Source organism: Citrobacter sp. Ce104 (assembly GCF_030334595.1).
In the GTDB taxonomy this organism is placed as follows: Bacteria; Pseudomonadota; Gammaproteobacteria; order Enterobacterales; family Enterobacteriaceae; genus Citrobacter; species Citrobacter europaeus.
Map to the genome: position 1 here is coordinate 397878 of NZ_JAOWDP010000069.1, position 14101 is coordinate 411978.

Below are 14101 nucleotides of genomic sequence, written 5' to 3' on the forward strand. Positions count from 1 at the left end.
TGAGAGCATCAGGCGCAATAGGCCTTTTTCAGTGAATCCACCAACACTTCTGAGGCGGTGGACAACTTATGATGCGCCGAACGCAAAACGCCGATCCGCCGCTGGATCACCGGCGTATCCAGATCGATACAGGTAGCGCCCAGCTCGGTCATTTGCGTACGGCACAGGGCGGGTACGGCACTGCCGCCCAGTCCGTTGGCTACCAGCCGGCCAATGGTCACCAGTTGATGGCTCTCCAGCGCCACCTCCAGCGTATGTCCACTTTGCACCAGTTGTTCTTCCAGCATCAGGCGCACGGCAGAAGGACGTTGCAGTGTGATGAAATCCAGCGTTAACAGTTCGCGCCACGCAATACGATCCCTGCCCGCCAGCCGGCACGTTGGCGGCACAATGGCGATAAAACGATCCACACCGAGCGGCGTGAAATGCAGATGACCTGAATAGTCCGGCTCAAAGGCAATCCCCATCTCTACCCGCCCTTCACTGACCATTTCAATTACGTGTTCGTTAATCACATCGTGAACCGTTACGTTGATACCGGAGTAGGAGTCCCGAAACGTTTTTAGTACCGATGGCAGGACGTTAGCAGCGAATGAGGGCATGGCGGCAATAGAGATTTTCCCGCGCTGTAGCGTGAATCGCTGGCGCATTGCCTCTTCCGTATTTTCCCAGTCCGCCAGCAGTTGTCGCCCCATGTTCAGCAGCGTTTCGCCCTCTTGCGTCAGGGTCACTTTGCGTGTGGTTCTCAACAGTAACGCCCCGCCCAGCGAATCCTCCAGTCCTTTAATCGCCAGACTTAGTGCGGGTTGCGACATATTCAGTCGTTCACTGGCATGAGCAAAATTCAGAGTGTGAGCTACCGCTAAAAACGCGCGTAACTGTTTGATGCTCATTCCCATTTCGCATTCCCTTAACTTGTTGAATACCTTTAATTAACATTAAATTGATAAAAAAACCCAATGAGTGAGTCACAAATTTAAAATTAACAAATCATTTTTCACCCCCAATGATGTCAGCAAGGACAACAGAAGGGGCAAGTGTATGGCTGGACTGGATAAACGGGTTGCCACTTATCAAGAGGCGCTGGAAGGACTAACCGATAACATGACGCTGCTGGTTGGCGGTTTTGGCTTATGTGGGATCCCTGAGAACCTGATTGCCGAAGTACGTCGTCGGGAGGTTCAAGGGCTTACGGTTGTGTCAAACAACTGCGGCGTGGATGGTTTTGGCCTTGGTGTACTGCTGGAAACGCGCCAGGTACGCAAGGTTGTCGCATCTTATGTGGGTGAAAACGCCCTCTTTGAGCAACAGGTACTTAATGGTGAACTGGAAGCTATCCTGACGCCGCAGGGCACGCTGGCAGAGCAACTGCGTGCGGGCGGTGCGGGGATCCCGGCATTCTATACCGCAACCGGATACGGGACCCCGGTTGCACAAGGCAAAGAAGTTCGCGAGTTTGCCGGACGCCCTTACATCTTAGAACAGGCGATAACCGGTGATTTTGCGTTGGTTAAAGGCTGGAAAGCCGACTGGTACGGCAACGTTATTTATCGCCACACCGCGCAGAATTTTAATCCGCTGATGGCCGCCGCCGGGCGTATTACCGTTGTGGAAGTCGAAGAAATTGTCCCTCCCGGAGAGCTGGATCCCGCCGCAATTCACACCCCAGGAATTTTCGTTAACCGCCTGATTCAAGGGCAGTTTGAAAAACGTATTGAACAACGCACCCTGCGCCAGAAAGGAGCCTGACCATGTTAACGCGTGAACAAATGGCGATGCGTGTTGCCCGCGAACTGCGCGACGGTTATTACGTCAACCTTGGGATTGGTATCCCCACTCTGGTGGCGAACTATATTCCCGATGGCATGGACGTAATGCTGCAATCGGAAAATGGTTTGCTGGGTATGGGCCCGTTTCCTACGGAAGATGAAATTGATGCTGACATGATCAACGCCGGGAAACAGACCGTGACGGCGCGCAAAGGTGCGGCGATCTTCGATTCGGCGCAATCTTTCGCCATGATCCGCGGCGGCCACGTTGATCTTACGGTGCTTGGCGCATTTGAAGTGGATGTTAACGGCAATATCGCCTCATGGATGATCCCCGGAAAAATGGTGAAAGGCATGGGCGGCGCGATGGACCTGGTTGCCGGAGCCGACAACATCATCGTGGTGATGACGCATGCCTCCAAAAGCGGAGAGTCGAAACTGCTCCCCGCCTGCACCCTGCCGCTGACCGGCGTAGCCTGCATTAAACGCGTGCTTACCGATCTGGCGCTACTGGAAATTGCCGACGGCGCGTTCATTCTGCGTGAGCGTGCGCCGGGCATCAGTGTGGATGAGATTGTCGCCAGAACCGCCGGCAAGCTGATCGTTCCCGAAAATGTCCCCGAAATGCACTTTAGCTGAGGAGCTGACCATGCAGGATGTTGTTATTGTCGCGGCAACGCGCACCCCGATTGGCAGTTTTCATGGCGCACTGGCGCCGCTTTCGGCGGTTGAACTGGGTTCGGTGGTGATCCGTTCGTTGCTGGAAAAAACAGCCGTGACCCCTGAGCAAATTGATGAAGTGATTTTAGGTCAGGTCCTGACGGCGGGCTGCGGCCAGAATCCGGCCAGACAAACGGCATTACGCGCAGGCCTGCCGGTAACTACGCCGGCGTTAACCATTAATCTGGTGTGCGGCTCGGGCCTTAAAGCGGTGCATCAGGCGGTACAGGCTATTCGCTGCGGCGATGCGCAAATCGTGATTGCCGGTGGGCAAGAGAGCATGAGCAATGCGCCCTATTTTCTCGATGGCGCTCGGGCGGGCCTGCGACTGGGTCATGCCAGCATGAAAGACAGCGTGGTGCATGACGGTCTGTGGGATGCGTTCAACGACTATCACATGGGCATTACCGCCGAAAATCTGGCGGATAAGTTTGCCATTAGTCGTGAGCAGCAGGACGCTTTTGCCCTTCGCTCCCAGCAAAAAGCCGCCGCCGCCATTGAAGGTGGTCGTTTTAACGCGGAAATCACGCCGGTCAGCGTCCCACAGGGCAAAAAAACGCCGCGTGTAGTGGATCATGACGAACAGCCACGTCCGGATACTCAGGCCGATAAACTGGCGCAGCTCAAGCCAGCATTTCGCCCAGGTAACGGCACGGTGACCGCCGGGAATGCCTCGTCAATCAATGATGGCGCCGCCGCGGTAATGTTGATGAGCGCCGCCAAAGCGGCAGAACTCAACCTGCCGGTTATGGGCCGGGTGGCGGGCTACGCCGTCTCCGGCGTCGACCCTGCGATTATGGGCATTGGGCCAGTAGAAGCGTCACTCCAGTGCCTGAAGCGAGCGGGCTGGACGTTAAATGATGTCGATCTCATTGAAGCCAACGAAGCCTTTGCCGCACAAGCGCTGGCGGTTGGCGAATCCCTGAACTGGGACGGTAATCGGGTGAACGTGAACGGCGGAGCGATTGCGCTGGGCCATCCCATTGGTGCCTCAGGTTGTCGAATTCTGGTGACACTGCTGCATGAAATGTCCCGCAGCAATGCCGTCAAAGGGCTGGCTACGCTGTGCGTAGGCGGCGGTCAGGGCGTAGCACTGGCGGTGGAACGTTCTCAGGAGGCATCTCATGCAAAGTAAACCTATCTGCGTACTGGGTGCGGGTTTGATGGGCGTCGGTATTGCCACTCACTTCGCCCGGTATGGTCACGATGTCTGGCTGTATGACACCGACAGCAGCCGCATTGCGGACATTGGCGCCGTTGCCAGCGGCATTGTGGATGAACTGATTGCTACCGAACAGTTTGCCGCAGACGAAAAAACACAGGTTGTGAGCCGTCTGCATGGCACTACCTCGCTACAAGATATTGCCGCGTGTGGGTTGCTGATTGAAGCCATCCCGGAGCGACTCGAACTCAAGCACGCGTTGTATGCGCAACTGGAAGAGCTGATCGCGCCGGAGGCCGTGATTGCCAGTAATACCAGCGGCCTGCCGCCGGATGCGCTGGCAGAAAAGCTCGCCCATCCCGAACGCTTGCTGATCGCCCATTTCTGGCACCCGCCGCATTTTATTCCGTTGGTCGAAATTGTCCCCGGCACGGCCACGAAGCCAGAATACCTGCATGCGCTGCAACAGCGACTGCTTTCAATGCAACTGGAAGCCGTGGTGCTCGATCGCGCCGCACCGGGGTTTGTTGGTAATCGCCTGCAGTTTGCCCTGCTGCGCGAAGCGTTGCATATCGTCAAAAGCGGTATCGCCAGCGCAGAGGTGGTGGACCAGGTCATGCGCGCCTCGCTTGGTCGTCGCTATGCGATGGTTGGTCCGCTGGAGGCGGCAGATATGACCGGACTTTCTACGGTGCAGGATATTTGTCGGCATCTGCTACCGGAACTGGCAACCGGTAGCGACATGATGTCGCTGGTCGCTGACAAAGTTGCCAACGGTGATACCGGTTTACGCAGCGGTCAGGGATTTTATCGTTGGGATGATTCGCGCAAGGAATATATCCAGCAACGCAGAGAGCATCAGCTGCGCTTTGCCCTGAAACCGTAACTTCTCTTTCTGTACCCCACTATAACAATGATATTGAGGAGTCATGATGAGTGTATTAATCGCCCTGGCAGCGCTGGGCCTGCTGATGCTGGCAGCCTATCGCGGATATAGCGTCATACTTTTTGCCCCCATCGCGGCATTAGGTGCTGTATTGCTTACCGAACCCAGCGCCGTCGGACCTGCTTTTACCGGCCTGTTTATGGAAAAAATGGTCGGTTTTGTGAAGCTTTACTTCCCGGTGTTCTTGCTGGGAGCAGTGTTTGGCAAGTTAATCGAGTTATCTGGTTTTTCACGCTCCATTGTCGCCGCCGCCATCAACATTCTCGGCCGTCGCCACGCCATCCCGGTGATTGTGCTGGTGTGTGCGCTGTTGACCTACGGTGGCGTGTCGCTGTTTGTAGTGGCGTTTGCGGTGTATCCGTTTGCGGCGGAACTGTTCCGCCAGAGTAATATCCCAAAGCGCCTGATCCCGGCAACCGTTGCGCTGGGGGCCTTCTCTTTCACTATGGACGCCCTGCCAGGCACGCCGCAGATCCAGAACATTATTCCGACCAGCTTCTTTGGGACTAACGCCTGGGCCGCGCCGTGGCTGGGTTTGATAGGTTCCGTGTTTATTATCGTTGTCGGTCTGGTTTATCTCGAGCGCCAGCGTCGTAAAGCCCAGTCGAAGAATGAAGGATATGGCACTGAACTGTTAAACGAGCCCGAAACGCCAGATAACATTAATCTGCCGAACCCGATAATTGCTATCTCTCCGCTGATCCTGGTTGGCGTATTTAACCTGCTGTTCACCCGCTGGATCCCCCAATGGTATGGCGCCACGCATCAGTTAGAGCTTCCGGGTCTTGCCAAACCGATTACCACCGAAGTCGGTAAAATCACTGCTATCTGGGCGGTAGAAGCGGCGCTGATTTCTGGAATTTTACTGGTGGTACTCTTCGGCTATCGCAACATTAAAGGTCGCCTGGCGGTAGGGAGCAGAACGGCGGTTGGCGGTGCGATCCTCGCAGCGATGAATACCGCATCAGAGTACGGCTTTGGCGCAGTGATCGCCGCCCTGCCGGGTTTCCTTGTGCTGTCCAAAGCGCTGGCGGCCATTCCCGATCCACTGCTCAATGAGGCTATCAGCATCACCACGCTTGCCGGGATCACCGGTTCGGCGTCTGGCGGGATGAGTATTGCCCTCGCCGCCATGTCTGACACTTTTATTGCCGCTGCCCATGCCGCCAATATCCCTCTTGAAGTCTTCCACCGCGTGGCGTCAATGGCCAGCGGTGGTATGGACACCCTGCCACACAACGGCGCGGTCATTACCCTGCTGGCCATTACCGGTCTCAGCCATCGTCAGGCGTACGGTGGGATTTTCGCCATTACCGTCATTAAAAGTCTGGCCGTGCTGTTTGTTATCGGCGTCTTCTACACCACCGGAATTGTTTAAGGAGAATCATCATGAACTTAACGGGAAAAACTGCCCTTGTAACCGGTTCAACCAGCGGTATCGGATTAGGCATCGCACAGGTGCTGGCGCAAGCGGGAGCGACCCTGATCCTTAACGGGTTTGGCGATGTTGAAGCCGCCAAAGACGCCGTGGCGCAGTATGGCAAAACGCCGGGCTATCATGGCGCGGACCTGAGCGATGAAGCGCAAATTGCTGACATGATGCGCTATGCTGCAAGCGAATTTGGCGGTGTGGATATCCTGGTCAACAACGCCGGGATCCAGCACGTTTCACCGGTGGAAACCTTCCCGGTTGATAAATGGAACGCGATTATCGCCATTAATCTCTCTTCTGTCTTTCACACCACACGCCTGGCGCTTCCCGGCATGCGTAAACGTAACTGGGGGCGCATTATTAATATCGCTTCTGTTCACGGGCTGGTGGCCTCAAAAGAGAAGTCCGCCTATGTGGCAGCGAAGCATGGCGTGGTGGGACTAACCAAGACCATTGCGCTGGAAACCGCGCAAACGGGCATCACCTGCAATGCGCTGTGCCCCGGTTGGGTGCTCACACCGCTGGTCCAGCAGCAGATTGATAAACGAATTGCCGAAGGCGCTGAGCCTGAAGCCGCGCGTGACGCCCTGCTGGCGGAAAAGCAGCCGTCGCGCGAATTCGTCACGCCGGAACAGTTGGGTAAGCTGGCCCTATTTTTGTGCTCAGACGGCGCGGCGCAGGTGCGAGGCGTTGCGTGGAATATGGATGGCGGTTGGGTAGCGCAATAACATCATCTGGTGCCGGATAAGACGCAGTCGCATCCGGCACACCACGATTAAGACTTCAGCTGATAATCCAGCGTAATTTCCGCGTTCAGCACCTGCGATACCGGGCAGCCCGCTTTCGCTTTCTGGATAATGCCGTCAAACGTGGCGGCATCGATCCCCGGGACGCTCACCTCGCTGTGCAGCGCGACTTTGGTGATAGCAAACCCGGCATCCACTTTATCCAGAGAAACATCGGCAGTGGTATCAATGGCATCTGGCGTAAAACCCGCTTCGCCCAACATCAGAGAAAGCGCCATTGAGAAGCAGGCCGCATGGGCCGCGCCAATCAACTCCTCGGGATTGGTGCCTTTCACCCCTTCGAATCGGGTATTAAACCCATACGGTTGCTGATTCAACACGCCACTTTCGGTCGATACGGTACCTTTACCGCGCTTAATGTCGCCTTCCCAGTGTGCCTGACCTTTCTTATGGATAGTCATTACCGTTCTCCTGTGTTGTCGTTGGAGTTACAAGTATAGGACGGCTGAGAAAAAGCATGGCACATACGGGAAAGTTCTCATTTGCCGCTTAAGCATTGACCTTTCAGATAAAATGACCGACCATCCAGAAAGCCGTTATTTTGAACATCGGCTTTCTATCAGGTTGTATTTCGTCCGTTGTCATACGGGCTCGCCCTTGAAACCAGTAACAGGATTAAGGAGTTAGAATGAAATCGAACCGTCAGGCCCGTCATATTCTCGGACTGGACCACAAAATCTCAAATCAACGTAAATCCGTGACCGAAGGTGACAAAACCAGCGTGGTCAATAATCCTACCGGAAGAAAGCGCCGCGCTGACGGCAAGTAGACCTTTCGCACGTCTGACTGAATAACGAGATAAACACCATTGCAACCGCAGTGGTGTTTTTGCTTATAAAACCCCTTTACCCATTCACAATGCTTTATACTTCGCCCGTTTCCCTGGCGAACAGGCCACATACGATCATAAAGAGTGCCAGGGACGGTTATTCAAAAAAGAGTGAGTGACATGGAAAACGAAACTAAAAAACTGCGTTCCCTTTACATCCCTTACGCTGGCCCGGTACTGCTGGAATTCCCCTTACTGAATAAAGGGAGCGCTTTCAGTGTGGAAGAACGCCGTAACTTCAACCTGCTGGGGTTACTGCCGGAAGTGGTTGAGACGATTGAAGAACAGGCCGAACGCGCCTGGATCCAATATCAGGGATTCAAAACTGAAATTGATAAACACATTTATCTGCGCAACATCCAGGACACCAACGAAACCCTGTTTTACCGACTCGTGCATAATCACCTCGATGAGATGATGCCGGTTATCTACACCCCAACGGTCGGCGCGGCCTGTGAGCGTTTCTCTGAGATCTATCGTCGCGCGCGCGGCGTATTTATCTCTTATCAGAACCGCCACAATATGGATGACATCCTGCAAAACGTTCCTAACCACAATATCAAGGTTATCGTCGTTACCGATGGCGAACGTATTTTGGGGCTTGGCGATCAGGGCATCGGCGGAATGGGGATTCCAATCGGTAAACTGTCGCTGTATACCGCGTGTGGCGGAATTAGCCCGGCCTACACCCTGCCGGTGGTACTTGACGTCGGGACCAACAACCAGCAACTGCTCAACGATCCGCTGTATATGGGCTGGCGTAATCCGCGCATCACTGATGATGAGTACTACGAATTTGTCGATGAATTCATTCAGGCCGTGAAGCATCGCTGGCCGGACGTACTGTTGCAGTTTGAAGACTTCGCGCAGAAAAACGCCATGCCTCTCCTGACCCGTTATCGCGATGAAATCTGCTCGTTTAACGACGATATTCAGGGTACCGCGGCGGTGACCGTTGGCACGCTGATTGCTGCCAGCCGCGCGGCCGGTAGCCAGTTGAGCGAACAAAATATCGTCTTCCTCGGGGCGGGTTCCGCCGGTTGCGGGATTGCCGAGCAGATCATCGCGCAAATCCAGCGTGAAGGCTTAAGCGAAGAAGCGGCACGTCAACGCGTATTCATGGTCGATCGCTTTGGCCTGTTAACCGATAAGATGCCGAACCTGCTCTCTTTCCAGACCAAACTGGTGCAAAAGCGAGAAAACCTCCAGCACTGGGATACGCAAGAAGATGTGCTGTCGCTACTCGACGTGGTACGCAACGTTAAGCCGGATATCCTGATTGGTGTTTCCGGACAGACCGGCCTGTTTACAGAAGAAATCATTCGCGAAATGCATAAACATTGTCCGCGTCCGATCGTCATGCCGCTGTCTAACCCGACTTCCCGCGTAGAAGCTACGCCACAGGATATTATCGCCTGGACAGAAGGTAATGCGCTGGTTGCGACCGGTAGCCCGTTCGCACCGGTACTGTGGAAAGAGAAAATTTATCCGATCGCCCAGTGTAACAACGCCTATATCTTCCCGGGTATCGGTCTGGGGGTTATTGCTTCTGGCGCGTCGCGCATCACTGATGAAATGCTGATGTCGGCAAGCGAAACGCTGGCGCAGTATTCACCGCTGGTGCTCAACGGCGAAGGACTGGTGTTACCGGAGCTGAAAGACATTCAGACGGTGTCGCGCGCCATCGCTTTTGCCGTAGGGAAAATGGCCCAGCAGCAAGGCGTGGCGGTTAAAACGTCCGCCGAAGCGCTACAACAGGCGATTGACGATAATTTCTGGCAGGCGGAATATCGCGACTACCGCCGTACTTCTATCTGACGCTTTGCCCGGCGGCAAACTGCTGCCGGGCAATGTTAAGCGTTTGATGAACAAAAGGCTGTATGTGGATTACTGCTCTGAAAGTTCAAGCTCAGCAATAACCGGCAGGTGATCGCTCGCCGTAGACCACGTAAATTCGGATGAATTATGTGGGATCTGCAGATTTTTGACGTTCCACTTTTGCCCTTTAAATGTGAAAATATGGTCTATATCAATCGCTGGGTTAACGGCTGGCCAACTGCGCGTATCAATTCCCTCTTTCGTCACTTCATTGAAAAAGTAACGTATTTCTTTTAGGGGTTGTTCATCCCGGGTTGAATTGAAATCGCCCGCCAGGATTTTAATTGAAGATGCGATATCCGGGAAATCTGTTGTTGCGTCACCAATGCTAATATCTAACAGGTAACGCGCCTGCTCAGTTCGCATGGTTGGATCTTTTTGCCAGTCGAGGTGAGTTACCATGATGATCGGTGCGGAATCAAAGCCGGGAACATCAATCTGCGCCAGTAATGCCACACGTTGTTCTGCATCACCCGACGGTAATTTCACGACCTGCGAATGCAGTATTTTATATTTGGAAAGAAGACCTAAGCCGTATTCACCGCCGTCAAAGTCGATAGCTTTTCCAAAGACATAATGCAGTTTATTGGCATCAGCGATTTTTTTGAGTTGATCAATTTTTTGGCTACGACCTGTTTTATTATCAACCTCCGGAACCGCAATAATATCGGCATTTATTCTTTCAATCGCCGAATTAAGTGCAGTAAAATCCGCTACATCAGCAGAGGCTTCATTTTTACCAATGTTATAGGTGGCAATCTTTAAATGAGGTTTTTGTTGCGTGTAAATTTTGTCGGGAACCCCACCTTTTTGAACTTTAAGTATCTCATTACCCGCAAGTTTTTCACTTGCCTGTGCATTTGCAAATAAACATCCCAGCGCAATCATCGTTAATGTAATTGTTTTTTTCATGTTATCTATTCTCCAAATAATAAAATAGTGTGCAGAGGATACTGGAGAATGTAGATCGTTGTTGTGATCCTTAACTCATACTTTTGACGCGATGAAAATTAACTTTCGCATGAATAATCTGCGGTCATTCCTTCTGAATCAAAGTAACTGTTCCCGTATCAGTGTTTACGGTTCCAATGCTGTCGCGTGCAAAGCTTGCGCGACTGCGTAACTTGCGATTACACTTTCGCTACCGATCAACATTCTGAAAAACAAAAGGAGGATACTTATGCTGTACTGTGAACGTTTTATCGTTTCACATGCTTTTGGCGATCGCCAGTGCTCAAGCGTTATCGGTATCGTGCTGCGATAACTTCTGCTTGAGCGAAGCTAACTTCTAAATCCCCTTCTCTCGGGCTTACCGGGTTATCGTCAGCGATGTTTGACGAGGCGTTTTCACGCCTGTAACTCTTGAGTAAGCAACAATGAGCACATTACTAACCGCACAATCCTTACACGTTGATACAGCATTCGGCACGCTATTCGACGATCTTTCCTTTACCCTGAAAAAAGGCGACCGCATCGGGCTTATCGGTTACAACGGCTGTGGCAAAAGCACGCTGTTAAAACTGCTCGACGGCACGATCTCGCCCACCAGTGGGGCAATCGCGCAGGCGAATCACTGTCATCTCGCTCGTGTGGAACAACATCTACCTGACGATATACTGCCGCTTACGCTGCAGGAAGCCGTTCTCGCTCAACTTCCCGAGCATGAACGCGCAGCTCAGCAGTGGCGGGTTGAAGCACTGCTTGCCGAAATGGGGTTCACGCCGGAGAATTTATCCCTGACAGCACAAACGCTGAGCGGCGGCCAACATACGCGTCTGCTATTAGCGCGGGCGCTGATGCGAAATCCTGACTTACTGCTGCTGGATGAGCCGGGTAACCACCTGGATTTGCCCACATTACTGTGGCTGGAACAGTTCTTACAGAACTGGTCTGGCAGTTTTGTGGTGGTTTCTCACGACCCGCAGCTGCTGGACGCGGTGACTCACGGAACGTGGATCTTGCGCGATCGCACTCTCCATGCTTTTGATCTGCCCTGTAGCGCGGCGCGTCAGGCGCTGGCAGAAAGAGACGTCAGCGATGCTTTGCGCCATAAGGCTGAACAAAAGGAGATCGACCGTGTGGCCGCCAGCGCCAGGCGGCTGGCTACCTGGGGGCGGGTCTACGACAACGAAGATCTCTCCCGCAAGGCCAAACAGATGGAAAAACAGGTACAACGCCTGAAAGAGGTACAGACGGAAGTGACGTCAGGGAGTCAGTGGACGCTAACATTGCAGGGGGATGCTCTGCGTGCGGATCGTTTGCTGGAGATGACAAATCTGTCCGTAGCCCCTGCTCCCGGCGCTGATACGCTGTTTTCCATTGCCGGTATCCGGTTAAAAAGTGGCGATCGCGTGGCGATTGTCGGGCGTAACGGTTGCGGGAAATCGTCGCTGTTAAGGCTTATCTGGCAACAGTTTCAGTCACAGATGGCATCACCTTCACTGGTGTTACACCCGCGCGTTACGCTGGGGTATTACGACCAGACGCTGCATCAGCTCGCAGACAATGATTCGTTATTTGACGCGCTGGAAGCGTTTGCCCCGCAGCCGGAGATTCGCAAGATGGCGCTGATTAGCGCGGGTTTTCCGTGGGTCCGACATGCGCAGCGAGTCAGTACATTAAGCGGCGGTGAACGATCCCGGCTGCTGTTTGTGGGTCTGACGCTTGCGCGCTACAGCCTGCTGATGCTCGATGAACCCACCAACCATCTGGATATGGAAGGTAAAGAGGCGCTGGCAGAAACGCTGCAAAGTTATAACGGCGGCGTGTTGCTGGTCAGTCACGACCGTCAGCTTATCAGCCAAAGCTGTAACCGGTTTTGGTTAATCGACAATGGCGAACTGAGCGAATGGCACGATCTGGACGCGGTCAATGCGCGTATTCGGGAAACATCCTCTGAGATAACTGTTCCCAAAACGGTGGTCGAAGCGAGGGCCGAAATCAGCGTTGACAGCGATGGATTGCTGGAACAACTCCTCGAGCTGGAGCAACGTCTGGCCGACGATCTTGCGCGCAAGCCAAAACATCAAAAGCCGTTGTTACAGGCACAATGGCGAAAGGAGATTGAGCGTCTGAACTCACAACTGGAGTAAACTCTGGTGCCGGATGGCGAACGCTTATCCGGCCTACATCAGCAAAATGCGCGTGTAGGCCAGCCATCCGGCAATTCTTGCGTGACGCTTTCCAGATATTCCCCTTCTCCCTTTTTCTTTTTGCACATTCGCCGCAAAATTTAAAACATCGCAATCCTGGTGTTGCGCTTAAAGGAACATTAATGGTAATGTTCCTCTTGAAGGAACAAGGAAGATATGGATGATCATGAACTTCAGACACAAAGGATTGCGCGATTTGTTTCTTCATGGGCGAACATCAGGCGTTATGGCGAAACATGTCCGACGATTACGACACAGGCTTGCCGTTATTGATGCGGCTAGTAAGGTTACAGATATCAATATGCCCGGTTATAAGCTGCATCCTCTGGTGGGTGAGCGTGACGGCATATGGGCAATTTCTGTTTCAGGTAACTGGCGTATTACGTTTGAATTCGTCAATGGCGATGCGTACATACTGGACTACGAGGACTATCATTGATGAAGATGGCAAATCATCCCCGTCCTGGGGATATCATTCAGGAAGCGCTGGACGAACTCAATGTCAGCCTGCGCGAGTTTGCCAGGGCTATGGAAATTGCACCTTCAACGGCAAGTCGACTATTAACCGGGAAAGCGGCCCTGACGCCTGAGATGGCGATTAAACTCTCTGTGGTGATTGGCAGTTCACCCGAAATGTGGTTAAACCTGCAAAATACCTGGAGTCTGGCAGAGGCCCAAAAAAGCGTGGATATTTCACGCCTGCGTAAGCTGGCAGTACAATGATAAAAGTAAATGCCGGATCAACTTTTGCCATCCGGCATGCTAATTATTGCTGCGGTTTTTTCTCTTTCCAGGCCTCCCAGGCCTGTTTGATCTCTTGCTTCGCCGTAACGGCATCGTTGAAACCGTTTAATTCGACCTTCTTGCGCCCTTCCGGCAGATCTTTGTACACGCGGAAGAAAGATTCCAGACGTTGAACTTCAATCTTTGGCAGATCGCTCAGCTCTTTGATGTTGTCATAAGTAGGGTCAATTTTACTGGCCGGGACGGCAACAATTTTGTCGTCCTTTTCACCGCCGTCGATCATCTTCAGTACGCCAATAGCGCGCAGCTTAATCAACGTTCCCGGAGCCAGCGGCGCGCGGGTATAAAAGATAACATCCAGCGGGTCGCCGTCACCGGCTAAAGACTGGGTCAGAGAACCGTAGTTGGCGGGATAGGCAACCGGCATGGACTGGAAGCGATCGGCAATGATAAAACCGGTTTTGGCGTCAGTTTCATATTTGATTATTCCACCTGCCGGGATTTCGGTCACGGCATAAAACTCTTCCGGGTTATTCTCCGGCTGCGGAAATTCGAGGACATTCTGCGCCTGAGCGGATGCACAAAGAAATAGGCTGACTGCGAGTAATTTTTTCACCAGATGCATTGTCTTTTAACTCTTCTATTATTGGAAAGACAACACCT

14 protein-coding genes and 1 pseudogene are annotated in these 14101 nt (G+C 53.1%); 11 read left to right on the forward strand and 4 right to left on the reverse strand.

Going from position 1 to position 14101, the window contains the following annotated elements:
- Positions 1-8: 8 nt before the first annotated feature.
- On the reverse strand, positions 9-899 hold the full coding sequence (locus OGW16_RS24675; protein ID WP_043016313.1) for a LysR family transcriptional regulator: 891 nt from the start codon (positions 897-899) through the stop codon (positions 9-11).
- A gap of 142 nt (positions 900-1041) precedes the next feature.
- On the opposite strand from OGW16_RS24675, the gene OGW16_RS24680 reads away from it, so the two are divergent.
- The 6 genes from OGW16_RS24680 to OGW16_RS24705 are packed head-to-tail and all read left to right on the forward strand — an operon-like array spanning position 1042 to position 6757.
- Positions 1042-1749: a CoA transferase subunit A gene (locus OGW16_RS24680; RefSeq protein ID WP_047411250.1), complete on the forward strand. Its 708-nt coding sequence runs from the start codon at positions 1042-1044 to the stop codon at positions 1747-1749.
- 2 nt (positions 1750-1751) lie between these two features.
- Positions 1752-2408 (forward strand): CoA transferase subunit B, encoded by a 657-nt coding sequence (locus tag OGW16_RS24685; RefSeq protein ID WP_047411246.1) that lies wholly within the window; start codon positions 1752-1754, stop codon positions 2406-2408.
- 10 nt (positions 2409-2418) lie between these two features.
- A complete protein-coding gene (locus OGW16_RS24690; protein ID WP_286519185.1) occupies positions 2419-3624 on the forward strand; it encodes an acetyl-CoA C-acetyltransferase in 1206 nt (401 codons plus the stop codon).
- The gene (locus OGW16_RS24695; protein WP_047411240.1) at positions 3614-4537 is read left to right on the forward strand and encodes a 3-hydroxyacyl-CoA dehydrogenase family protein; all 924 of its coding nucleotides are present in this window, start codon (positions 3614-3616) and stop codon (positions 4535-4537) included. The genes OGW16_RS24690 and OGW16_RS24695 overlap by 11 nt, the downstream gene beginning before the upstream one ends.
- Before the next feature lie 43 nt (positions 4538-4580).
- On the forward strand, positions 4581-5975 hold the full coding sequence (locus OGW16_RS24700) for a GntP family permease (RefSeq protein ID WP_221922419.1): 1395 nt from the start codon (positions 4581-4583) through the stop codon (positions 5973-5975).
- Between the two features lie 11 nt (positions 5976-5986).
- A complete protein-coding gene (locus tag OGW16_RS24705) occupies positions 5987-6757 on the forward strand; it encodes a 3-hydroxybutyrate dehydrogenase (protein WP_286519192.1) in 771 nt (256 codons plus the stop codon).
- 47 nt (positions 6758-6804) lie between these two features.
- Here the strand turns inward: OGW16_RS24705 and osmC are convergent, their stop codons facing one another.
- A complete protein-coding gene (gene osmC / locus OGW16_RS24710; RefSeq protein WP_042308368.1) occupies positions 6805-7236 on the reverse strand; it encodes a peroxiredoxin OsmC in 432 nt (143 codons plus the stop codon).
- 227 nt (positions 7237-7463) lie between these two features.
- Here osmC and sra point away from each other — a divergent pair, with 227 nt between their 5' ends.
- Together sra and maeA are read left to right on the forward strand one after the other, a co-directional pair.
- A complete protein-coding gene (gene sra, locus OGW16_RS24715; RefSeq protein WP_043016306.1) occupies positions 7464-7604 on the forward strand; it encodes a stationary-phase-induced ribosome-associated protein in 141 nt (46 codons plus the stop codon).
- A 180-nt stretch (positions 7605-7784) separates the two neighbouring features.
- The gene (gene maeA, locus OGW16_RS24720) at positions 7785-9482 is read left to right on the forward strand and encodes a malate dehydrogenase (RefSeq protein WP_043016305.1); all 1698 of its coding nucleotides are present in this window, start codon (positions 7785-7787) and stop codon (positions 9480-9482) included.
- A 69-nt stretch (positions 9483-9551) separates the two neighbouring features.
- Here the strand turns inward: maeA and OGW16_RS24725 are convergent, their stop codons facing one another.
- Complete coding sequence (locus OGW16_RS24725) at positions 9552-10454, reverse strand: endonuclease/exonuclease/phosphatase family protein (protein WP_043016304.1); 903 nt, start codon at positions 10452-10454, stop codon at positions 9552-9554.
- Between the two features lie 464 nt (positions 10455-10918).
- On the opposite strand from OGW16_RS24725, the gene OGW16_RS24730 reads away from it, so the two are divergent.
- The 3 genes from OGW16_RS24730 (at position 10919) to OGW16_RS24740 (ending at position 13417) form a co-directional block, all read left to right on the forward strand.
- Entirely contained in the window at positions 10919-12634 is a 1716-nt protein-coding gene (locus OGW16_RS24730) for an ABC-F family ATP-binding cassette domain-containing protein (RefSeq protein WP_075146177.1), read from the forward strand.
- A 220-nt stretch (positions 12635-12854) separates the two neighbouring features.
- Positions 12855-13133, forward strand: coding sequence for a type II toxin-antitoxin system RelE/ParE family toxin (locus OGW16_RS24735; protein ID WP_003833016.1), 279 nt, complete (start codon positions 12855-12857; stop codon positions 13131-13133).
- Positions 13133-13417 carry a HigA family addiction module antitoxin gene (locus tag OGW16_RS24740; protein WP_043016302.1) on the forward strand — a complete coding sequence of 95 codons (285 nt, stop codon included), beginning with the start codon at positions 13133-13135 and terminating at the stop codon, positions 13415-13417. The genes OGW16_RS24735 and OGW16_RS24740 overlap by 1 nt, the downstream gene beginning before the upstream one ends.
- A 45-nt stretch (positions 13418-13462) precedes the next feature.
- Here the strand turns inward: OGW16_RS24740 and OGW16_RS24745 are convergent.
- Positions 13463-14063, reverse strand: a pseudogene (locus OGW16_RS24745) (inorganic diphosphatase); the annotation flags it as partial.
- Positions 14064-14101 lie beyond the last annotated feature (38 nt).